Here is a 20,951-nt window from a genome sequence, read left to right as displayed (position 1 = left end):
GTCACACCAACCCTTCGGTCTCGCGCTGCAACCTCGCGCCCTGCTGGAAGATCACGCTCAACGCCCCGAGCCCCAGCGCCACACCGAGAGGCCATACCGGTGGGTTCAGGTTGAACGCCCTCGGCGCCGTCACAGGCGAGTCGGCGATCGGCTCCGCCAGGACGGATTGTGCAATCAGGAACGAGCCGACGTCATTGAGGAGAGACCCGAGCGTGCCGGCCACGAGCACGACGATCGCGCTGACGAGCAGCCACCGCGCGGAGCGAGCGGCGAACGGCGCTCGTGTCAGGGCGCGCTGGCCGAGGACGGCGATGACTACTCCTGGGACCGCCGCGACGAGCAGAGAGAGGACGCTCCCGAAGCCGAGCAGCGCACGCAGGCCGCCGTCGAGGCCGCTGACCGTGGCGCTCGCCGAATCGGCGACGGCGCAGTGCAGCACAGCGCCTTCACCTGTGATCCCGCCGCCGCGCGACTGGCACGGGAGCTCGGTCGGCCACCTGAGCGAGACAGGCATCTCAGCCAGGTCGTAAGGGCCGCCGGACACCCAGCGGATGATCGTCACGACGATCCCGAGCACCACGATCGCTACCCACACGCGGGCCATCGCAGCGATCACGTCGAGCAGGACCGACGGAGACTTCCGGCGCCGCGCATCCCACACCATCAGCCCGACGATCGCCGCGACGATCGCGAGCCCGATGGTGCCCCACAACATCACGCTCGACATGTCCGTCCCAGAAACCATTCCCGCCCCCATAACGACATTCGTTGTTATCGACAAACGTTATGCCCACGGATGCCGCGGCCGCAAGCCCCGGCATCCCGTATGCCCACGGCGAACACGGGCATACCGGCATCCCGCCGTCGTTAGCCTCTACGTAAGACGCCGCCAGTGCGTCGAGTGGAGGTGGAGACGATGTTCGAGAGATTCACAGACCGTGCACGTCGTGTGGTGGTGCTCGCCCAAGAAGAGGCGAAGATGCTGAACCACAACTACATCGGCACGGAGCACATCCTCCTCGGCCTGATCCACGAGGGTGAAGGCGTCGCCGCCAAGGCCCTCGAGAGCCTGGGCATCTCGCTCGACGCCGTGCGCGAGCAGGTCCAGGACATCATCGGGCAGGGGCAGCAGCAGCCGACGGGTCACATCCCGTTCACGCCGCGTGCCAAGAAGGTGCTCGAGCTGTCGCTGCGCGAAGCGCTGCAGCTGGGCCACAACTACATCGGCACCGAGCACATCCTGCTCGGGCTCATCCGCGAGGGTGAGGGCGTCGCCGCGCAGGTTCTCGTCAAGCTCGGCGCCGACCTGAACAAGGTGCGCCAGCAGGTCATCCAGCTGCTCAGCGGCTACCAGGGCAAGGAGCCCGCGGGCGTCGCTTCCGGCGCCGGCGAGCAGGCCCAGGCCACGGCGCAGGGCGGCTCCGCCGTCCTCGACCAGTTCGGCCGCAACCTCACGCAGGCAGCGCGCGACAACAAGCTCGACCCCGTCATCGGGCGCGAGAAGGAGATCGAGCGCGTGATGCAGATCCTGTCGCGCCGCTCGAAGAACAACCCCGTCCTCATCGGTGAGCCCGGTGTCGGCAAGACCGCCGTCGTCGAGGGCCTCGCCCAGGCGATCGTCAAGGGCGAAGTTCCCGAGACGCTCAAGGACAAGCAGGTCTACTCGCTCGACCTCGGTTCGCTGATCGCCGGTTCCCGCTACCGCGGTGACTTCGAGGAGCGCCTCAAGAAGGTCACCAAGGAGATCCGCACGCGCGGCGACATCATCGTCTTCATCGACGAGATCCACACCCTCGTGGGTGCGGGTGCCGCCGAAGGCGCGATCGACGCCGCCAGCATCCTGAAGCCGCTGCTCGCCCGCGGTGAGCTGCAGACGATCGGTGCGACGACGCTCGACGAGTACCGCAAGCACTTCGAGAAGGATGCCGCGCTGGAGCGCCGTTTCCAGCCGATCCAGGTGGCGGAGCCGAGCCTTCCCCACGCGATCAACATCCTGAAGGGCCTGCGCGACCGCTACGAGGCTCACCACAAGGTGCAGATCACCGACGGCGCCATCGTCGCCGCGGCGAACCTCTCCGACCGGTACGTCTCGGACCGCTTCCTGCCCGACAAGGCCATCGACCTGATCGACGAGGCCGGCGCACGCCTGCGTCTGTCGATCCTGTCCAGCCCGCCGGAGCTGCGCGAATTCGACGAGAAGATCGCCAAGGTCCGCGAGGACAAGGAAGCCGCCAGCGAGGAGCAGGACTTCGAGAAGGCAGCCTCCCTGCGCGACGAGGAGAAGTCGCTCCTGGCCGAGCGTCTGCGCCTCGAGAAGCAGTGGCGCTCGGGTGACGTCGCGTCGCACGCGGTCGTCGACGAGGGTCTGATCGCCGAGGTGCTGGCGCAGGCCACCGGCATCCCCGTCTTCAAGCTCACCGAAGAGGAGACCAGCCGTCTCGTCTTCATGGAGAAGGCCCTGCACCAGCGCGTCATCGGTCAGGAGGAGGCCATCGCGGCCCTCTCCCGCACGATCCGTCGCCAGCGTGCCGGACTCAAGGACCCGAACCGCCCCTCGGGCTCGTTCATCTTCGCCGGCCCCACGGGCGTCGGTAAGACCGAGCTCGCCAAGGCGCTCGCCGAGTTCCTCTTCGACGACGAGGGCGCGCTGATCTCCCTCGACATGTCGGAGTTCGGCGAGAAGCACACGGTCTCGCGACTGTTCGGTGCCCCTCCCGGGTTCGTCGGCTTCGAAGAGGGCGGCCAGCTCACCGAGAAGGTGCGCCGCAAGCCGTTCTCCGTGGTCCTCTTCGACGAGATTGAGAAGGCCCACCCGGACATCTTCAACTCGCTGCTGCAGATCCTCGAAGAGGGTCGACTGACCGATGGTCAGGGCCGCGTGGTCGACTTCAAGAACACCGTGATCATCATGACGACGAACCTCGGTTCGTCGGCGATCGCCGGTGGTCCGGTCGGCTTCCAGGTCGAGGGCAACTCGCAGACGACCTACGAGCGGATGAAGGGCAAGGTCGACGAGGAGCTGAAGCGTCACTTCAAGCCCGAGTTCCTCAACCGTGTCGACGACGTCATCGTCTTCCCGCAGCTCAACAAGGCCGAGCTGCGCCAGATCGTGACGCTGTTCACGAAGCGCCTCAGCGAGCGTCTGCTCGACCGTGACATGACGGTGGAGCTGACGGATGCCGCCAAGGACCGCCTCATCGAGATCGGGTTCGACCCGACCCTCGGTGCCCGGCCCCTGCGCCGCGCCATGCAGCGCGAGGTCGAGGACCAGCTCTCCGAGCGCATCCTCCGTGGCGAGCTGAACGCCGGCGACCACGTCGCGGTAGACGTCCAGAACAACGCCTTCGTCTTCGCGACGACCCGCCAGGAAGGCCGCGAAGCGGTCGGTGTGGGCGCCGCGGGCGAGATCACCGCGAGCCCGGACATCATCGCCGGGTCGTAAGCGACACGAACGACAGGGGTCGGATGCCGAGAGGCATCCGACCCCTTCGTCGTTCAGTCCCGGCGGACCAGGAAGACGTCGACCTCGTCCTCGCTGTCGAGGATGAAGCCGTGACGCTCGTAGAGGCGGCGGGCCGGGCTCTTCTGCAGGACATTGATGCGCCAAGGTCCCGGGTGGTCTTCGGCGAGGACCGACTGCAGGACCTGCGTCCCCACACCGTGCCCCTGCACACGCTCGTCCAGATAGAAGTGCTCGATCCACGTACCGTCCGGGGCCGAGCGGACGGCGACGCAACCGGCATCCGCCCGGTCGACGACGATCACGCGGGTGAGGGCGGGGTCGAACGCGTCGAGGAACCGCTGCCGCACCCGCTCGGGGCTGAAGACGCCGAGGCGTTCGAGGTCGGGGCGCATGACGACGGCGCGGAGTTCAGCAATCCACGTCGCGTCTGCGGGCGTCGAGAGGCGGGTCGTCCAGCGCATCCGTCCATTCAACCCCGGCGGGCGCGACGCCGAGAGATCGCGTGCGATTCGTCGCCTCCGCTGACAGGCGAGGATGGTCGGGTGCCTCTCCTCGTTCGCCCGGCCGTCCTCGACGGTGCCGATCTCGGCCTGGTCGCTGCGATGCTGGCTGACTATCACGCGCAGACCGAGGGCGAGAAGGTCGAACAGGGGCTCGCCGAGCGGGGCCCGTTGCCCGAGCGTTACGCGGCCGAGGTGCGCGACCCTGCGGCAGCCTTCGCAGGCGCCGAGGTGATCGTCGCAGAGCGCGACGGCAGCGCGATCGGGATGGCGGTGCTGCACCGGTCGGGATCGGATCTCGAGATCAAGCGGCTCTGGGTCGCGCCCGCGGGGCGTCGCTCCGGCGCCGGGTCGACGTTGCTGACGGATGCCGCCGACCGCGCGCGTGCCGTCGGTGCGACCGGACTTCGCCTGTCGGTCTGGGACTGGCGTGCCGACGCGCTCGCCCTCTACGCGCGGCAGGGCTTCGTCGAGGCGCCGTCATGGGAGTCGCGCGATCGGCTCGTGTGCCTCCGCCTCGTGCTCTGACCCGCTGTCGTCGGATGCGAGGGATGCCGGCGCCGCGAGGCATCCGAACGTGGCCGCACGTGCGAACGGACCGGGTGCGCCCTCAGCAGCACCCGGCCCGCCCGGGTCGGTCAGGAGCGCGTGTCTCCGAAGACGTCCTTCTCCATGGCGTCGTAGCCCTCGCGCTGCGGGTCGCCGTGGAGGCCGCCCGAGAGCGCGTACTCCTCCTCTGGCGAGAGGATGAGGCGCTTGCGGCCGTAGACGGCGAAGCCGATGAAGATCACGACGTAGACGATGATGATCGCGACGATCGCCAGCAGGAACGTCGGGTTGAACAGCAGTCCGACGAACACGATCGCGGCGATGATCGCGGCCGAGTAGGCGCCGAACAATCCCCACGGGCTCTTGTAGGGCCGCGCCGCGTTCGGGAACTTCTTCCGCAGGATGATGAACGACACCATCTGCAGGAAGTACGCGAGCACCGCGCCCCACACCGCGATGTTCAGCACGATCGCTCCGGCCGGGCTCGTGTCGCCGCCCGCGGCCTGCAGGATCACGAGGGCGATGAAGCCGAGCACGGCACCGAACGTGAGCGCGACCCACGGGGTCTGACGTTTGCCGGTCAGTGACAGCCAGCGCGGGTAGTACCCGGCCCGCGAGAGGGAGTACATGTTGCGTCCGTAGGCGAACATGATGCCCATCAGGGACGCGAGTAGGCCGACGAGGGCGAGCAGTGACAGGATCGCGGCGGCCTGGTCGGGCAGGAACGCCTGGAAGCCTTCGAGCAACGGCTCGGTCGACGGGCCGGTCGCGTCCGCGCCCAGCACGCCCGTGTTGATGAAGAGCACGATGAGGCCCGTCACGATGAGGGTGCCGCGCGCCCAGAGGCCGGCGCGAGGGATGTCGCGGGCCGGGTTGTGCGATTCCTCAGCCGCCAGCGGAAGCTCTTCGATCCCCAGGAAGAACCACATGGCGAAGGGCAGCGCGAACAGGACCGCGCCGATTCCCTCGGGCAGGAAGACGGACGCGCCGAACGCGTCCGGGTTGGGGGCCATGTCCCACAGGGAGTCCCAGCTGAACGCACCGGACGCGACGGCCATCACCCCGAACACGACGATGATGCCGATCGAGATGATCGAGACCACGATCGCGAAGCCGAACGACACCGCGGCGCCCGCGGCGTTGAGCCCGATGAAGAGGGCGTAGAGGATGACCCACCACAACCACGGCGGCAGGCTCACACCGGTGAGCAGGTTCAGCGCCTTGTCGGCGTACGAGCCGGAGAAGTAGACGACGACGGCAGTGGTCGCGACGTACTCGATCGTCTCCGCGAGACCGGTCGCGAGCCCTCCCCACGGCCCCATCGCGGAACGCGAGAACGAGTAGGCACCGCCGGTGTGCGGCATCGCGGCGGCCATCTCGCCGATCGAGAAGGTGAGTCCGTAGTACATGAGCACGAGCACGGCGAAGGCGATCAGCATGCCGCCGAAACCGGCGAAGTCGATGCCGAAGTTCCACCCCGAGAAGTCGCCCGAGATGACGGCGGCGACGGCGAGGCCCCAGAGCCCCCAGACTCCAGCGGAGCGCTTCAGGGTGCGTTTCTCGAAGTAGCCCTCTTCGGCTCGGGCGTAGCGCACGCCGCCGGTCGCGGGGGGAGTGGTGCTCGGATTCGTCATGAGACCTCCTGGCTGCGGGTCGGCGCGAGGCGCGCCGTCGGGTCGGCGCGCTGGCTCACGCCTTGCGGAAGAGTGTGGCGTCTATTGGTATGCCATGTCTACCTTTGGGATGTAGCGTTCTCGTTACAGCCCCACGACGATCCCGCACAGTGCACGACGGAAGGACCACGGATGCCCGGAAACCTGACGGTGGACGAACTCGCCGATGCGATCGCTGCCGACGAGATCGACACGGTGATCGTCGCCTTCCCCGACGCGCAGGGACGCCTCGTCGGCAAGCGCGTCGCGGGCCGCTTCTGGCTCGACGAGGTCGCCGGGCACGGCGCCGAGGTCTGCGACTACCTCCTCTCGGTCGACGTCGACGTCAACACGATCGACGGCTACGAGATGTCGGGCTGGGACAAGGGCTACGGCGACCTCGTGCTCCGCCCCGACATGGCGACGCTCCGCCGCATCCCCTGGCAGCCGGCGACCGCACTCGTCATGGCGGATCTGGACTACGTGCGCGGCGGCGCGGTGGTCCAGTCGCCCCGCGGCATCCTGAACGCGCAGCGGCAGCGGCTCGCCGACCGCGGCCTCGTCGCCTACTCGGGTACGGAACTCGAGTTCATCGTCTTCGACGACTCGTTCCGGGATGCCTGGGCCAAGCGCTACGTCGGACTGCAGGCATCCACCGACTACAACGTCGACTACAACCTGCTCGCCACGACCCGTCTCGAGCCGCTGCTGCGCGACATCCGCCGTGGCATGGAGGGTGCCGGGCTCTACTGCGAGGGCGTGAAGGGCGAGTGCCACGACGGGCAGCAGGAGATCGCGTTCCGCTTCGCCGAGGTGCTCGAAACGGCCGACCAGCACACGATCTACAAGAACGGTGCGAAGGAGATCGCCGACGCCCACGGCAAGTCGCTGACCTTCATGGCCAAGTTCGATCAGCGCGAGGGCAACAGCTGCCACATCCACCTGTCGGTCCGCGGCGAGGACGGCGAAGCGGTCATGGCGGGCGACGGCGAGCACGGGTTCAGCCCGCTCATGGAGCACTGGATCGCCGGCATCCTCGCGACGCTGAAGGAGTTCACGCTGCTCTACGCGCCGACGATCAACTCGTACAAGCGCTTCGCGAAGGGCTCCTTCGCCCCCACGGGCATCGCGTGGGGCGTCGACAACCGCACGTGCGCGCTCCGGGTCGTCGGGAAGGGGCCGTCGCTGCGAGTCGAGAACCGCGTGCCGGGCGGCGACGTCAACCCCTACCTCGCCATCTCGGCGATCATCGCGGGCGGTCTGCACGGCATCGAGCACGAGCTCGAGCTGCCCGCACCGCTCACCGGCAACGCCTACGACTCCGACGTCGATCACCTGCCGACGACGCTGCGGGAGGCGGCGGACCTGTTCGAGGCCTCCGAGATCGCCCGCGCCGCGTTCGGCGACGAGGTCGTGGCCCACTACCTGCACCAGGCGCGAGTCGAGGTCCTCGCCTACGACGCCGCCGTGACCGACTGGGAGCGCATCCGTGGCTTCGAACGTCTCTGATCCCGCGGGCGGCCGACGCCCCGTCATCGGACTCACCACCTACCTCGAGCGCGCGGTGCAGGGGGTGTGGGACGTCCGCGCGAGCTTCCTCCCGCAGCAGTACTTCGACGCCGTGACCGCCTCGGGCGGGGTCGCCGTGCTGCTTCCGCCGCAGCCCTCCGCCCAGGCCGCGGCGGCGGTCGTGCTCGACGGGCTCGACGGACTCATCCTGACCGGCGGACTCGACGTGCAGCCCGAGCTGTACGGAGCGCCCCGGCATCCGCTCACCGACCCTGCCCGCGCGGACCGCGACGAGTGGGAGCTCGCCCTGCTCGCCGGCGCGCGGGAGCGCGGCATCCCGGTCTTCGGCATCTGCCGTGGACTGCAACTCATCAACGTCGCCTACGGCGGCACGCTGCATCAGCACCTCCCCGAAGCCCTCGGGACCGAGCGCTACAAGATCGGCGGCGGGGTCTTCGCCGAGAACACCGTCGAGGTGGATGCCTCGACGAAGCTCGCGGGCCTCATCGGCGCCGGTCCCTACGGCGTCCACAGCTACCACCACCAGGGCGTCGACCGCCTCGGCGAGGGGCTCGTCGTCACCGCCCGCACCGATGACGGGCTCGTGCAGGCGTTCGAGACACCGGGCGACGACTACCTCCTCGCGGTGCAGTGGCACCCCGAGGAGAACTCCGCCGATCGGCGCCTCTTCCTCGGCCTGGTCGCCGCCGCCGACGCCTACGCCGCCTCGCACCGGGGAGTCTCCGCATGAGCGCCTTCACCGTCCTCAACCCCGCGACCGGCGCCGCCGTCCGCGACGTCGCGCTCGCCTCGGTGGAGGAGACGGATGCCGCGGTCGCCCGCGCCGTCCGCGCGCAGCGCGCGTGGGCCGAGCTGGCCCCCGTCGCCCGCGCCGATGCGCTCCGGAACTTCGCGCACGTGGTCGAGGACCACGTCGAGGAACTCGCCCAGCTCGAGGTGCTCGAGGCGGGGCATCCGATCTCGTCCGCCCGGTGGGAGGCCTCGCACGTCGCGCAGGTGCTCAACTACTACGCCGGTGCGCCGGAACGCCTGATCGGAAGCCAGATCCCCGTCGCCGGCGGGCTCGACGTGACCTACCACGAGCCGTACGGGGTCGTCGGGATCATCGTGCCGTGGAACTTCCCCATGACGATCGCGGCGTGGGGATTCGCCCCCGCGCTCGCGGCCGGGAACGCCGTCGTGCTGAAGCCCGCCGAGATGACCCCGCTGACCGCGATGCGTCTCGGAGACCTGGCACTCGAGGCGGGGCTGCCGGACGGCGTCTTCACCGTCATCCCCGGTGCCGGCCCTGTCGTCGGCGAGCGGTTCGTGACGCATCCCGACGTCCGCAAGGTCGTGTTCACCGGGTCGACCCGCGTCGGCACCGAGGTCGCCGCGGGCTGCGCGCGCCAGCTCAAGCCCGTGACGCTCGAGCTCGGCGGCAAGAGCGCCAACATCGTGTTCGCCGACGCCGACCTCGAGGCGGCCGCCGCGGCCGTCCCCGGCTCGGTCTTCGACAACGCCGGGCAGGACTGCTGCGCCCGCAGCCGCCTGCTCGTCGAGCGCTCGGTGTTCGACCGGTTCCTCGAGCTCGTCGAACCCGCCGTCGCCGCATGGCGCGTCGGCGACCCGAACGACGAGTCGACCGAGATGGGCCCGCTCATCTCCGCCGCACAGCGCGATCGCGTCGCCGGGTACGTCGACGGTGCCGACGTCGCCTTCCGCGGCGCCGCCCCCGAGGGCGACGGGTTCTGGTTCGCTCCGACCGTCGTGCTCGCCGACCGCGCCGACCGCATCGCGACGGAAGAGGTCTTCGGACCCGTCGTCGCGGTGCTGCCGTTCGACGACGAGGCCGACGCGATCGCCCTCGCCAACGACACCGTCTACGGGCTGGCGGGCTCGATCTGGACGCGCGACCTGGGTCGCGGCATCCGCGTCTCCCGAGGCGTGCAGAGCGGCGTGCTGTCGGTGAACTCGCACTCGTCGGTGCGCTACACGACCCCCTTCGGCGGCATGAAGGCCTCGGGTCTCGGCCGCGAGCTCGGACCCGACGCGGCCGAGCACTTCACCCAGACCAAGAACGTCTTCTACGCCACCTCCTGACCCGGAAGGACTTCCCCGAATGGATCTCACCCAGCGCCTGCGCGACCGCGTCGCCATCATCACCGGCGGTGCCAGCGGCATCGGCCTCGCGACCGCCCGGCGGTTCGCCGCCGAGGGGGCCCGCGTCGTCATCGCCGACCTCGACCCCGTGACCGGCCAGAAGGCCGCCGACGAGGTGGGCGGCGTCTTCCGCCAGGTGAACGTCGCAGACCAGGCATCCGTCGACGCGCTCTTCGACGGTGTCGCCGCCGACCTCGGTTCGGTCGACATCGCCTTCAACAACGCCGGCATCTCTCCCGCCGATGACGACTCGATCGAGACCACCGAGCTGCCCGCGTGGGACAAGGTGCAGGACGTCAACCTCAAGAGCGTCTACCTCTGCTCGCGCGCCGCGCTGCGCCATATGGTGCCGGCGGGCAAGGGCTCGATCATCAACACGGCGTCGTTCGTCGCACTGCTGGGCTCGGCCACCTCGCAGATCTCGTACACCGCCTCCAAGGGCGGCGTCCTCGCGATGACCCGCGAGCTCGGCGTGCAGTTCGCCCGGCAGGGCATCCGTGTCAACGCGCTCTGCCCCGGACCGGTGAACACGCCGCTGCTGCAGGAGCTGTTCGCCGCCGACCCCGAGCGCGCCCAGCGACGGCTCGTGCACGTGCCGATGGGCCGCTTCGCCGAGCCCGAAGAACTCGCCGCCGCCGTCGCCTTTCTCGCCTCGGACGACTCCTCGTTCATCACCGCGAACGCGTTCGTCGTCGACGGCGGCATCACCAACGCCTACGTGACGCCGCTGTGATCCCGGCCGCGTCGTCGCCGGATCTCGGCCGCACCGTCTACCGACCGGTGCGCGGCGGCAACGCGCTCGAAGACACCGTCGCACGGCTCGTGCAGACCGTGCGGCTCGGCGTGGTCGCGCCGGGGGAGTCCCTCCCCTCGGAGCGCGAGCTCGCCGAGCGCTACGGCGTGAGCCGTGACACCGTGCGGCAGGCGATCGGCGAGCTCGCCGACGCCGGTTACGTGGTGCGGCGGCGGGGGCGATACGGCGGCACGTTCGTGGCCGATCCGCTGCCCGTGCCCGCGGGCCCGGTCGACGCGGCCGAACTCGAGGACATCCTGGGCCTGCGCCGCGTGCTCGAGGCGGGCGCCGCGCGCGCCGCTGCGTCGCAGGCGTTGACGGATGCCGCCCGCTCCGCGCTCGAGCAGCATCACCGAGCGACCGTCGGAGCCGCAGAGGGGGAGTACCGCCGGCTCGACTCGCTGCTGCACCTGGCCATCGCGGAGGCCAGCGGCATCCCGTCGCTGCTGCCGCTGGTCGTCGAGAACCGGGCGCGCATCAACGCCTGGCTCGACACGTTCCCGCTGCTGCCGCGCAACATCGAGCATTCCGACGCGCAGCACGAGCGGATCGTCGCGGCGATCCTGGCGGGGCGGGCGGACGCGGCCGAGGCCGCCGTGCTCGAGCACCTCGCCGGGTCGGAGGCGCTGCTGCGAGGGTTCTTGGGCTGAGGTCGCGGCCCGCACGGTGACGGATGTCCGGCCGCTGGGGGCGATGTGGCGTTCGGGGCCGCGTCTTGTCACATCTGTACCGGCCGCCGTGCATCCGTCACGCTCCGACTGGTGCCGCCGGGGCGAATCTGGTGTGCTGAGCGGTGATGATGCGGCCCGGGATGATGCAGCGGCGTGCCGCCGAGGCGGCCGGATGGGGTGCGGCGCTGGCTCTCGCGCTCATCGCCGTGGCCGTCGTCGCCTCGACGAGTTCGTGGCTGCTGTACCGCGATGGGGATTCGGTCGTCGTCGCGCTCATGGCGGATTCACTGCGGCGCGGGGACTCGCAGGACTGGGCGCTGTCACCCGTGCTCTTCCTGCCCGAGACCACGGTCTACGCGGCGCTGTCGTTCCTGGGGCTCGGCACGACAGGGACGCTCACGCTCAACGCCGTGGTCAACCTCCTCGCCGTGTACGGCGGGATCCGCCTGGTCGCCGGGCGCTCCCGGCCGGGCTCGCGGCCCGTGACGGGGAGCGTTCTCGCGTTCGCGGCGTTCGTCGCGCTGGTCCTCCTCGAAGGGCCCGACGGGATGCCGGGGTTCCACCTCGCGCTGCTGACGGCGACGACGACCTACTACTCCGCGACGGTCGTCGGCACTCTTGTCACCGTGGGTCTGTTCCGGCGGCTGCTGGACGGCGCGCCGGCCGTTCGTGTCGTGCCCGTCATGGTGGGCGTCGTCGCGATCTCGACCCTCACGAATCCCCTCTTCGTCGTGTGGTGCGTCGGACCGGTCGCGGTGACCGTCGGCATCTTGCTCCTCGGGCGCAGGATCGTGCCGCGTCTCGCCTTCGTGACGCTGCTCGCGGTCGCGGGCGCGGCGGCGGTCGGCTACCTGCTGCGGGGGTTCTTCGCGGCGAACATTGTCGCCGCCGGCGGCAACTACCTGCGTCCCGACCAGGCGGGTGCCGCGCTCGCCCGTCTCGCCGGTGTGCTCGGCGACACGGTGGTCTCTGTGAACGGACTCCTGTGGCTCGCCGTGGTGCTCGCCCTGTTCGCGACGAGCGTCGTCGTCGCGGTGCGGTCGTGGCGTCGGCGTGACGGCGTCGTCGCGGCCGTCTGCGTCCTCGCGGTCGTCGCGCCGCTCGCGGCGACCGCCCTCGTCGTCGTGGCCGGCACCGACGCCGATCGCTATCTGCAGCCGTGGGTGTTCCTGCCGGTGGTGGTGCTCGCGGCGGCGCCACCCGTCCGGTCGGTCCCTCGCGCCCTGAGCGTGATCCTTGCCGGCGTGCTTGCTCTCGCCGCCGTCGCCGCTGTTCCCGGGACCGTCGCCGCCGCGAGCCGCCCGGACGCCGATCTCGCGTGCGTCACCCGCTGGATCGACGCATCCGGCCGCACCGGTGCGGGGCAGTTCTGGACCGTGCGCGCGCCGAAACTCGCCCTCACCGACCCGTCGCACCTGGTGCAGGTCGACAACACGATGCGCCCCTACGACTGGCTCGTCAACCGCGCCGAACGTCGCGGACCGGTGACGTTCCTGATCCAGGATGCCGCGACCGTCCCCTTCGCCGGTGTCTCGACGTTCGACGCGACGCCCGTCCGCTGTGGTCGCTACACGATCCTCGACTTCGGCTCGCGCGTGCTGCCGCTCGGTGACCCCCGCAACTGACCTCGGCGTCGGCGGTGGCCGGTGGCGGATGCACGAGATCGCGGGCGACACGCGGCATCCACTCGCCTGGGGGCGGGGTGTCGGGGCCGATCTATTGCATCCGCGAACGCGCGGCGCGCTAATCGAGCGGTGCGACGTCGACCTGCACGCGCAGGGTCGAGGTCTTCGCCTCGGTGAAGATGATGCCCGTAACCGGTGAGACGTCGCCGTAGTCGCGGCCCCACGCGACGGTGACGTACCGATCGTTCGCCCACTGATTGTTCGTCGGGTCGATCGCGAGCCACTGGTCGGTGCCGGGCAGCCACACCGCGAGCCACGCGTGCGAGGCATCCGCCCCGAAGACGCGCTCTTTGCCGGGCGGCGGCTGCGTCGCGAGGTACCCCGAGACGTAGCGCGCCGCGATGCCGTGACCGCGCAGGCAGGCGAGGGCGACGTGAGCGAAGTCCTGGCAGACGCCCGCCCGCTTCGTCATCGCGTCGCCCACCGTGCTCGTCACGGTCGTCGCGGTCTTGTCGTAGTCGAAGTCGCGGAAGATCCGCTGCATCAGGTCGGTCGCGGCTTCACCGATCGGCCTCCCCGGTGTCAGCGACTCGGCCCCGTAGGCGAGGGCTGCCTCGTGGTGCGCGACCCGTGCCGACTCGAGCGCATACTCCGTGGCCTCGACGGCGCCGCCGAGTTCGGGATGCCGCAGCGGCCGCGCGAGCTCCCATGGCTGCGCGAGCGCCTCGGCGTCGTACTCGGGCACCGCGACGGTCACCTCGCTCGACGCCTCGATCGTCAGCGCCTCGTGCGGATCGGTCACGTGGAAGTACGTCGACGAGTTGCCGAACCAGTCGGTGCGGGGGGAGATGTCGCCCGGGAGGGGGTCGACCGTCACCTCGGAACCGGCGATCCGCTGCCACGGCAGGTCGCGCGGGCGCAGGTGGAACTGGCCGATGCTGTCCTGCACGGCGTCGCTGTAGGTGTACGCCGTGCGATGCCACACGCGGTACCGGGTCATGCGCGCGCACCCATCAGCTCGACGAGCGACAGCTCGGTCATCGACACCGCCGGCGGGCCGGCCTCGAAGTGCAGGTCGCCGATCGCGTCCGAGAGCTGCTCCAGCTGAGCGCGGACGCCCTCGAGCCCGTCGACGAGCCGCTCGCGGCGTCCCCCGACGACCGCCGTCATCTCGAGCACCTCGATCTCGGCGAGCTCGGTCTCGAGCTGGTCGAGCAGACGCTCCGCACGCGACGAGCCGGTCGAGGCGGGCATGGCGGCCAGGTGGCCGCGCAGGGTCTGCAGCGAGAACGCGAGCGAACGAGGGTTGCCGCGGTCGAGCAGCAGCAGCTCGGCGACGTCGGCCGCTCGCATCGCACCGCGGTAGCGGCGGCGGTGCGTCACGACGCTCTCGGCCGTCAGCAGCAGCGATTCGAGCACTTCGCGGTCGGTTCGCGGACTGCGACTGGCCGACAACGCCGACGACAGCAGGGTCGTCAGTTGCAGGCCGCGCTCCAGGTAGCGACCGGCCTCCATCATGTGCCAGCCGGGGTCGCGGATCATGTTGGCCGTCACGCCGTAGAGGGACAGCATCGAGGCGAGCATCCGTCCCGCGGACTCCGCCGTCCGGTGCGGATGCGGCGCCGTTCGGAGCGCGCGCACCGCGCGCTCGATGTTCGAGAAGACGCGCCACGTGTCGCCCGAGAGCTGATCGCGCACCCCCTCCATGGCGTCGCGGAGGCGCGCGATCGAGTGCGCCGCCGATCCGGGACGCGCGGCATCCAGCAACAGCGACCGGAACTCCGCCTCTGGTTCGCTCGCCCGCGTGCCGGCGAGGGTGTGTATCGCTGCGAGCAGCACCCGCACGCTCTCGCCCGCCTGGCCCGCCCGGTGGGCGCCGGGCTGGTCGAGCGCCGCCTGAGTCGAGATCACGAGACGCAGGAGGTCCTCGGCGCGCTCGGCGTAGCGGCCCGTCCAGAACAGGTCCGACAGCGCGCGCGGCGCGAGGGTCGGGTCGCTTCTGGTCGTCGGCAGGGATGCCACGTCGACGATCCCCTGATCGGCTTCCGCCTCGTCCGACTTCAACACCCACACGTCCTTCGTGACGGGGGCCGACTCGGGTGCGGTCCGCACCGTCGCCAGGCCGCCCACGAGCGGACGGTACGTCGACCCGAAGCGGATCGCGAAACCCCGCAGGGTGACGGGCAGAGCGGATGCCGCGCCACGGGCATCCCACACCGGGACCTGCGACAGGGCCAGCTGCTCGACCGCGGCGAACCGGTGCGGCTCCCGCACCAGGCGGGCGCGCAGTTCGGGATCGGCCGCGTCGAGGCGGCGGCGGGGGTCGTCGATGTGGCGCAGCTCGAGCGTCGGGTCGCCGGCGGTCAGGCGCGGGAGGGCGTCGGCACGGGCGTCGGGGTCGCCGAGCCACCAGGCGGGGACGGACGGCAGACGCAGCTGCTCGCCGAGGAGCCGTTCGCAGACGGCGGGCAGGTAGGGGAGGAGCGCGGGGTTCTCGAGCACGCCGGCCCCGAGTCCGTTGACGACGCGCACGTGCCCGCGGCGCACCGCCTCGGCCAGGCCGGCGACGCCGAGCCGCGATCCCGAGCGGAGTTCGAGCGGGTCGCACCACTCGGCATCCACCCGTCGGAGGATGACGTCGACGCGCTCGCGCGGGGCGCGCTGCGGCCAGCCGGCGGGCTTCATCCACACCGCGCCGTCACGGACGACGAGGTCGCTGCCCTGTACGAGAGGGAAGCCGAGCGCGTTGGCGAGAAAGGCCTGATCGAACGCGGTCTCGGACAGCGGGCCGGGGGAGAGGACGACGATCCGGGGACTGCTCGCTCCCTCGGGGGCCGCAGCGATGAGCGCGGCACGGAGGGCGGCGAAGTAAGGGTCCATGCGGTGCAGGGTGCCCTCGTCGAGCAGGTCGGGCAGCACCTGCGAGATCACGCGCCGGTTCTCGGCGGCGTACCCGAGGCCCGACGGCGCCTGCACGCGGTCGGCGAGCACGTGCCATTCGCCGGCGGCGTCGCGACCGAGGTCGGTCGCCGAGAGCAGCAGGTCGGGCGGCGGGTTCTCGTCGCCGGCGCGCGCCATCGCGCGGAGGAACCCGGCGTGACCGAGGATGACCGCGGCCGGCACGATCCGCTCGCGCAGCACGACCTGCGGTCCGTAGAGGTCGGCGAGGAGGGCGTTCAGCAGCTCGGCGCGCTGCGCGAGGCCGACGTCGAGGCGTGCCCAGCCCGCGGCATCCAGGACGAAGGGCATCGGGTCGAGTTGCCACGGTCGCAGGTCGTCCCCCGCACGCGCGTACGAGACGCCGTCGTCGGCGAGGAACCGCGAGATCTCGCCGTCGACGCGTTCGAGCTCTTCGCGGGTGAGGCCCAGGGCGAGCGAGGCGAGCCCCTGCCAGGCGGGACGCAGTGCGCCGTCGCCGTCGACGACCTCGTCGTAGCGTGGCGCTGTCGACGCGAGCGACAGCGTCGGTTGCGACACGGCCGCGGCATAGTCACGGAGCACACTCACGGGGTCACCTTCCTGGGTCAAGCGTAGGGGCACGCGACCGGTCGGTCCGCGCGTGCGACCGGTCGCACGCGAATACAGTGGGACGCATGACGGGACCGGACTCCACCTTCACCGTCCGCCCCGCGCGGACATCCGACGTCCCCCGCATCCAAGAGCTCCTCGAGCCGTGGGTTCAGCGGCGCATCCTGCTCGGCAAGGAGCGCGTCACCCTCTACGAGACCGTCCAGGAGTTCGTCGTCGCCGAGGCAGGCGACCGTCTCGTGGGATGCGGCGCCCTCCACGTGATGTGGGAGGACCTCGGCGAGATCCGCACGCTCATCGTGGCCGACGACTGGCTGCACCGCGGGGTCGGCGGGGCCGTCGTCGACCTGCTCGAGGAGAACGCGCGGGCGCTCGGTCTCAGCCGGCTGTTCTGCCTCACCTTCGAGGTGCCCTTCTTCTCACGCCGCGGGTTCGCGGAGATCGGCGAACAGGTCGTCGACCCCGATGTCTATTCGCAGCTGCTCCGCAGCGCCGACGAGGGCGTCGCCGAGTTCCTCGACCTCGCGCACGTGAAGCCCAACACCCTGGGCAACACCCGCATGCTCAAGCAGTTGTAGGCGCGCCGGACGGTCCACCGCCGAGGCCGCGCTTACCCTGGGACGCGTGAGCAGCCAGACCCCCCGTCGTCGGCCGTCGCCGGCCGTGTACCGACGACGTCGGCTCGCCGTGCTGCTGCTCGCCGTGCTCATCGTCGGCGGCATCGTCGCGCTCGTCGTGGGTCAGCCCTGGCGGGCGATGACGGATGCCGCATCGCGGCCCTCCGGCGAAGGGGCGGCATCCGCCGGCCCGACCGCGTCGTCCGACGCGCCGCTGCCGGCGGCGACGGGTGTCACCCCCGCACCGTCGGGTACGCCGAGCCCGCGCGTCACCTCGTCGGCGGATGGCGACACCGGTGCGCCCGGTGACGACGACGGCGGGAGTGCGAGTGACGTGCCCGCCTGCACGACCGGCGATGTGACGGTCACCGCCACCACCGACAAGACGTCCTACGGCACGGGTGAGCTGCCGAAGCTCTCGATCACGCTCGTCAACGACACGGACCAGCCCTGTCTCATCAACGTGGGGACGGCCGCTCAGACGTTCGAGATCACCAGCGGCACCGATACCTGGTGGCGGTCGACGGACTGCCAGACCGAGCCGAGTGATCAGATCGTGCAGCTCGACGCGGGCAAGACCGTGAAGAGCTCGGCTCCGATCGTCTGGGACCGCACACGATCGGCCGTCGACACCTGCGACGGCGACCGACAGAAGGCCCTGCCCGGCTGGTACAACCTGGCCGTGACGATCGGGGGGATCGGCTCCGCCGAGCCGGCCTCGTTCACCCTCCGCTGAGCAGGGGCTCCGGCACAGCGTTTTCTGAGAAATTTCTCATGAGAGATGGGCTGTCCCGCGGTGCTCGAGTGTGCGTACCCTGGGGTTCAGCTCACGGCGGCTCTCCTCCACTGGTCCCCAGCAGCGGAGTCCCGCTACCCCCCCCCAGGCGGGACGTCGGATCCCCCGGGTCGCCGGCGAGCGATGGGCCCTCTCGACTTCTCCAGTCCCCAATGGGGAGTTCGAGAGGGCCCCCTTCTTTTGTGCTCGCCGGTGTCCACGATGCGCGGATCGGCGACGCGCGGCATCCCGCTTAGGCTGGGGGGATGGCCGGGAAGAAGCGCGAGAAGAAGCCGCTCGAGTTCCGCAACACCGCACTCGCGGACGCGCTCCAGACGCAGGACATGGCTGCCCTCGCGTTCGCCCTTCGACACGGACCGACGGTCGTGCCGCTGCTGCGCCCCGGCGCCCGCGACGACCCTCGTGATTCGGGTGAGGTCTGGACGTACCGCGATCCGGCCACCGGCGACGTCGCGCTCCTCCTGTTCAGCGATGCCGCGAACAAGCCCGCATCGCTGCCGCCCGGTGTCGGGCTGCAGTCTCCGGCGTGGCTGCGGGCGTTCCTCGGCACATACGGTGACGAGATCACGACCGTGTTCTTCGACATCGCCGGTCCGCACGCGATGCAGGCGTCGCCGGCCGACCTGATCGCGGCGCTCGACGCCTGATCCGCCTCGGAAGCCCGACCTGCCTCAGAAGCCTGACCCGACTCAGAAGTCGGGCCGGTCGTCCCGCGTCGGTGCGTGGTGCCGTGCTCGCTGATTGAGGGCGTCCCGGAGCGTGCCTGCACTCGCATCGATGACCGCTTTGTACCCCAGTCGCGCCGCCTCGGACCGTCGCTGGTCGTGCTGGGTGACGCGGCGGATCTCGCCCGACAGGCTCAGCTCGCCGATCGCCGCGAGCTTCGCGGGGTTCGGCCGCTCGGCTGCAGCGCTCGCGATGGCGAGGGCGATGGCGAGGTCTGCGGCCGGTTCGGTGAGGCGCACCCCGCCGACCGTGGAGACGTAGACGTCCTGGTCCGACAGCTTGATGCCGGCGCGCTTCTCGAGCACGGCGAGCACCATCGCGACACGGGCACCGTCGACACCGCTCACGATCCGGCGCGGGTTCGGAGCCGACGTGTGGAGAGTCAGGGCCTGCACCTCGACGGGCAGCGCACGACGACCCTCGAGGGCCACGGTCACGCACGTGCCGGGCTCGCTGGGACGCGTGCTGAGGAAGAGTGCGCTGGGATCGGGGACCTCGGCGATGCCGTCGCCGGCCATGTCGAAGCAGCCGACCTCGTCGGTGGCGCCGAAACGATTCTTGAGCGCCCGCACGAAGCGCAGCGACGTCTGCCGGTCACCTTCGAAGTGGCAGACGACGTCGACGAGGTGTTCGAGGATGCGCGGCCCCGCGACCTGACCGTCCTTCGTGACGTGTCCGACGATCACGACCGGCAGGTCGCGCTCTTTGGCGACGCGGATGAGGGTGGATGCCACCTCCCGCACCTGACTCGGCTGCCCGGCCGCCCCGTCGATGAGCCCTGACGAGACGGTCTGCACCGAGTCGACGATCAGCAGGTCGGGTCGCACGTCGTCGATGTGCCCGAGCGTCGTGGCCAGGTCGGTCTCGCTGGCGAGGTAGAGCTCGTCGTGCAGCGCGCCGGTGCGTTCGGCGCGCAGGCGCACCTGGCCGAGGGACTCCTCGGCGCTGACGTAGAGGACGCGCCGCCCGGCGCGCGCGCTCTGCGCGGCGACCTCGAGCAGGAGGGTCGACTTGCCGACCCCCGGCTCGCCCGAGAGCAGGATCGCCGCGCCGGGGACGATGCCGCCGCCCAGGACGCGGTCGAACTCCCCGACGCCGCTCGAGCGGCGCGGCGTCTCACGCGTGTCGATCTCGGTGATGCGACGCGCGCTCCGCGTCGGGGCGATCGGGGTGACGGATGCCGTGATCCCCGTCTGCGTGGCGGCTTCGACGACGGTGCCCCACTGCTGGCACTCGCCACAGCGGCCGACCCACTTCGCGGTCGTCCAGCCGCACTCGGTGCAGCGGAAGGCCGCGGTCGGTGCGGGTCGTCGTGAAGCCATGTCCTCAGGCTAATCGCCGCATCCGACATCGCCGGCGGGCACCTCAGCGCAGCGAGGCGGCGACCGCCTTCAGAGCGTCGGCGGAGCGGTGGAAGAGCGCCAGCTCGTCGTCCGAGAACGAGGTCTCGAGGATCGGGCGGGCTCCCGCGCTGCTGACGACGGAGGGAACCGAGAGTGCGACACCGTCGACGCCCTGGAAGTCGCTCAGGACGGTCGACACGGGCATGACGGCGTGCTGGTCGCCGAGGATCGCCTCGACGATGCGTGCGCTCGACAGGCCGATCGCGTAGTTCGTCGCTCCCTTGCCGCGGATGACCGTGTAGGCGGCATCCCGCACATCGACGGCGATGCGGTCGAGCTCCAGGGCCGTGAAGGGCGGCTGGCCGTCCAGTGGCTGCCAGTCCAGGATCGGGACGGTGCCGATCGTCGCGCGCGACCAGTGCGGGAACTCGGTGTCGCCGTGCTCGCCGACGATGTACGCGTGGACGCTCGAGGTCGACACCCCTGCGCGCTGCGCGAGCTTCCACCGCAGGCGCGACGTGTCGAGCACGGTGCCCGAGGCGAAGATCCGCTCGGGCGGGAGCCCGGTGACCTCCTGACCGATGACGGTGAGCACGTCGCACGGGTTCGTGACGACGACGTACACGGCGTTCGGGGCGACCTCGAGCAACTCGGGCAGCATCCGCTTCAGGATGCCGGCATTGACCCCGGCGAGCTCGGTGCGGGTCTGCCCGGGGTTCTGCTTCGCCCCGGCGGTGATGACGACGACGTGGGAGCCCGCGGCGACCGAGACGTCGGACCCGCCGGAGATGTCGCTCGACCCGGTGAACTGAGCGCCGTGGGCCAGGTCGAGGACCTCGGCCTCGACCTTCTCGGCGGCGATGTCGTAAAGGGCGACGTGTCGGGCCGATCCGCGGATGAGCGCGGCGTAGGCGACGCTCGATCCGACGGCGCCCGCGCCGACGACGGTCAGTTTCGAGTTCTCGATGACGCTCATACCGTCAGTGTGGCAGTCGACGGATGCCGCCGGTCCGCAT

18 protein-coding genes are annotated in these 20,951 nt (G+C 70.6%); 11 read left to right on the top strand and 7 right to left on the bottom strand.

Annotation, left to right across the window (positions count from 1 at the left end; translation table 11 throughout):
• Position 1: 1 nt before the first annotated feature.
• Complete coding sequence (locus BLR68_RS14180) at positions 2–727, bottom strand: hypothetical protein (protein ID WP_143015766.1); 726 nt, start codon at positions 725–727, stop codon at positions 2–4.
• Positions 728–916: 189 nt separating this feature from the next.
• Between BLR68_RS14180 and BLR68_RS14175 the strand changes: the two genes are divergently transcribed.
• Positions 917–3,442, top strand: a complete 2,526-nt coding sequence (locus BLR68_RS14175; RefSeq protein ID WP_026302767.1) for an ATP-dependent Clp protease ATP-binding subunit — start codon at positions 917–919, stop codon at positions 3,440–3,442.
• A gap of 53 nt (positions 3,443–3,495) precedes the next feature.
• Here BLR68_RS14175 and BLR68_RS14170 read toward each other — a convergent pair whose 3' ends face one another.
• Positions 3,496–3,924: a GNAT family N-acetyltransferase gene (locus BLR68_RS14170; RefSeq protein WP_018185728.1), complete on the bottom strand. Its 429-nt coding sequence runs from the start codon at positions 3,922–3,924 to the stop codon at positions 3,496–3,498.
• 81 nt (positions 3,925–4,005) lie between these two features.
• On the opposite strand from BLR68_RS14170, the gene BLR68_RS14165 reads away from it, so the two are divergent.
• The gene (locus tag BLR68_RS14165) at positions 4,006–4,491 is read left to right on the top strand and encodes a GNAT family N-acetyltransferase (RefSeq protein WP_018185727.1); all 486 of its coding nucleotides are present in this window, start codon (positions 4,006–4,008) and stop codon (positions 4,489–4,491) included.
• Positions 4,492–4,601: 110 nt separating this feature from the next.
• Here the strand turns inward: BLR68_RS14165 and BLR68_RS14160 are convergent, their stop codons facing one another.
• Complete coding sequence (locus BLR68_RS14160) at positions 4,602–6,146, bottom strand: amino acid permease (RefSeq protein WP_018185726.1); 1,545 nt, start codon at positions 6,144–6,146, stop codon at positions 4,602–4,604.
• 171 nt (positions 6,147–6,317) lie between these two features.
• On the opposite strand from BLR68_RS14160, the gene BLR68_RS14155 reads away from it, so the two are divergent.
• The 6 genes from BLR68_RS14155 (at position 6,318) to BLR68_RS14130 (ending at position 12,925) form a co-directional block, all read left to right on the top strand.
• The gene (locus tag BLR68_RS14155; protein ID WP_018185725.1) at positions 6,318–7,673 is read left to right on the top strand and encodes a glutamine synthetase family protein; all 1,356 of its coding nucleotides are present in this window, start codon (positions 6,318–6,320) and stop codon (positions 7,671–7,673) included.
• Positions 7,654–8,424 (top strand): gamma-glutamyl-gamma-aminobutyrate hydrolase family protein, encoded by a 771-nt coding sequence (locus tag BLR68_RS14150; RefSeq protein ID WP_018185724.1) that lies wholly within the window; start codon positions 7,654–7,656, stop codon positions 8,422–8,424. Before BLR68_RS14155 ends, BLR68_RS14150 begins: the two co-directional genes overlap by 20 nt.
• Complete coding sequence (locus BLR68_RS14145; protein ID WP_018185723.1) at positions 8,421–9,776, top strand: aldehyde dehydrogenase family protein; 1,356 nt, start codon at positions 8,421–8,423, stop codon at positions 9,774–9,776. The genes BLR68_RS14150 and BLR68_RS14145 overlap by 4 nt, the downstream gene beginning before the upstream one ends.
• 19 nt (positions 9,777–9,795) lie before the next feature.
• Positions 9,796–10,569 (top strand): 3-oxoacyl-ACP reductase, encoded by a 774-nt coding sequence (locus tag BLR68_RS14140; RefSeq protein ID WP_018185722.1) that lies wholly within the window; start codon positions 9,796–9,798, stop codon positions 10,567–10,569.
• Positions 10,566–11,279, top strand: coding sequence for a FadR/GntR family transcriptional regulator (locus tag BLR68_RS14135; RefSeq protein WP_018185721.1), 714 nt, complete (start codon positions 10,566–10,568; stop codon positions 11,277–11,279). Before BLR68_RS14140 ends, BLR68_RS14135 begins: the two co-directional genes overlap by 4 nt.
• 161 nt (positions 11,280–11,440) lie before the next feature.
• The gene (locus tag BLR68_RS14130; protein WP_018185720.1) at positions 11,441–12,925 is read left to right on the top strand and encodes a hypothetical protein; all 1,485 of its coding nucleotides are present in this window, start codon (positions 11,441–11,443) and stop codon (positions 12,923–12,925) included.
• A gap of 118 nt (positions 12,926–13,043) precedes the next feature.
• Here the strand turns inward: BLR68_RS14130 and BLR68_RS14125 are convergent, their stop codons facing one another.
• Entirely contained in the window at positions 13,044–13,925 is an 882-nt protein-coding gene (locus BLR68_RS14125; RefSeq protein WP_018185719.1) for a transglutaminase family protein, read from the bottom strand.
• Positions 13,922–16,432, bottom strand: coding sequence for a circularly permuted type 2 ATP-grasp protein (locus BLR68_RS14120; protein WP_018185718.1), 2,511 nt, complete (start codon positions 16,430–16,432; stop codon positions 13,922–13,924). The genes BLR68_RS14125 and BLR68_RS14120 overlap by 4 nt, the downstream gene beginning before the upstream one ends.
• Positions 16,433–16,518: 86 nt before the next feature.
• On the opposite strand from BLR68_RS14120, the gene BLR68_RS14115 reads away from it, so the two are divergent.
• The 3 genes from BLR68_RS14115 (at position 16,519) to BLR68_RS14105 (ending at position 18,513) form a co-directional block, all read left to right on the top strand.
• Positions 16,519–17,031: an amino-acid N-acetyltransferase gene (locus BLR68_RS14115; protein WP_018185717.1), complete on the top strand. Its 513-nt coding sequence runs from the start codon at positions 16,519–16,521 to the stop codon at positions 17,029–17,031.
• A gap of 46 nt (positions 17,032–17,077) precedes the next feature.
• On the top strand, positions 17,078–17,806 hold the full coding sequence (locus tag BLR68_RS14110; RefSeq protein WP_256335401.1) for a hypothetical protein: 729 nt from the start codon (positions 17,078–17,080) through the stop codon (positions 17,804–17,806).
• 305 nt (positions 17,807–18,111) lie between these two features.
• Complete coding sequence (locus BLR68_RS14105) at positions 18,112–18,513, top strand: hypothetical protein (RefSeq protein ID WP_018185715.1); 402 nt, start codon at positions 18,112–18,114, stop codon at positions 18,511–18,513.
• A 42-nt stretch (positions 18,514–18,555) separates the two neighbouring features.
• Here BLR68_RS14105 and radA read toward each other — a convergent pair whose 3' ends face one another.
• Both radA and BLR68_RS14095 read right to left on the bottom strand, forming a co-directional pair.
• On the bottom strand, positions 18,556–19,914 hold the full coding sequence (radA, locus tag BLR68_RS14100) for a DNA repair protein RadA (RefSeq protein WP_018185714.1): 1,359 nt from the start codon (positions 19,912–19,914) through the stop codon (positions 18,556–18,558).
• Positions 19,915–19,957: 43 nt separating this feature from the next.
• On the bottom strand, positions 19,958–20,911 hold the full coding sequence (locus BLR68_RS14095) for an L-lactate dehydrogenase (protein WP_018185713.1): 954 nt from the start codon (positions 20,909–20,911) through the stop codon (positions 19,958–19,960).
• Positions 20,912–20,951 lie beyond the last annotated feature (40 nt).

The sequence above is a fragment of the Microbacterium sp. 77mftsu3.1 genome (genome assembly GCF_900100525.1).
GTDB classification, from domain to species: Bacteria; Actinomycetota; Actinomycetes; order Actinomycetales; family Microbacteriaceae; genus Microbacterium; species Microbacterium aquilitoris.
Note: the sequence above shows the minus strand (reverse complement) of the source record. Positions and strands in the feature narration are given on the sequence as shown.

What these genes read in the sequence shown, in the direction of transcription:
- BLR68_RS14180 (WP_143015766.1), bottom strand. Translation starts at nt 727, where the DNA reads ATGTCGAGCGTGATGTTGTGGGGCACCATCGGGCTCGCGATCGTCGCG.
- BLR68_RS14175 (WP_026302767.1), top strand. Translation starts at nt 917, where the DNA reads ATGTTCGAGAGATTCACAGACCGTGCACGTCGTGTGGTGGTGCTCGCC.
- BLR68_RS14170 (WP_018185728.1), bottom strand. Translation starts at nt 3,924, where the DNA reads ATGCGCTGGACGACCCGCCTCTCGACGCCCGCAGACGCGACGTGGATT.
- BLR68_RS14160 (WP_018185726.1), bottom strand. Translation starts at nt 6,146, where the DNA reads ATGACGAATCCGAGCACCACTCCCCCCGCGACCGGCGGCGTGCGCTAC.
- BLR68_RS14155 (WP_018185725.1), top strand. Translation starts at nt 6,318, where the DNA reads ATGCCCGGAAACCTGACGGTGGACGAACTCGCCGATGCGATCGCTGCC.
- BLR68_RS14145 (WP_018185723.1), top strand. Translation starts at nt 8,421, where the DNA reads ATGAGCGCCTTCACCGTCCTCAACCCCGCGACCGGCGCCGCCGTCCGC.
- BLR68_RS14140 (WP_018185722.1), top strand. Translation starts at nt 9,796, where the DNA reads ATGGATCTCACCCAGCGCCTGCGCGACCGCGTCGCCATCATCACCGGC.
- BLR68_RS14130 (WP_018185720.1), top strand. Translation starts at nt 11,441, where the DNA reads ATGATGCAGCGGCGTGCCGCCGAGGCGGCCGGATGGGGTGCGGCGCTG.
- BLR68_RS14125 (WP_018185719.1), bottom strand. Translation starts at nt 13,925, where the DNA reads ATGACCCGGTACCGCGTGTGGCATCGCACGGCGTACACCTACAGCGAC.
- BLR68_RS14115 (WP_018185717.1), top strand. Translation starts at nt 16,519, where the DNA reads ATGACGGGACCGGACTCCACCTTCACCGTCCGCCCCGCGCGGACATCC.
- BLR68_RS14105 (WP_018185715.1), top strand. Translation starts at nt 18,112, where the DNA reads ATGGCCGGGAAGAAGCGCGAGAAGAAGCCGCTCGAGTTCCGCAACACC.
- radA (WP_018185714.1), bottom strand. Translation starts at nt 19,914, where the DNA reads ATGGCTTCACGACGACCCGCACCGACCGCGGCCTTCCGCTGCACCGAG.
- BLR68_RS14095 (WP_018185713.1), bottom strand. Translation starts at nt 20,911, where the DNA reads ATGAGCGTCATCGAGAACTCGAAACTGACCGTCGTCGGCGCGGGCGCC.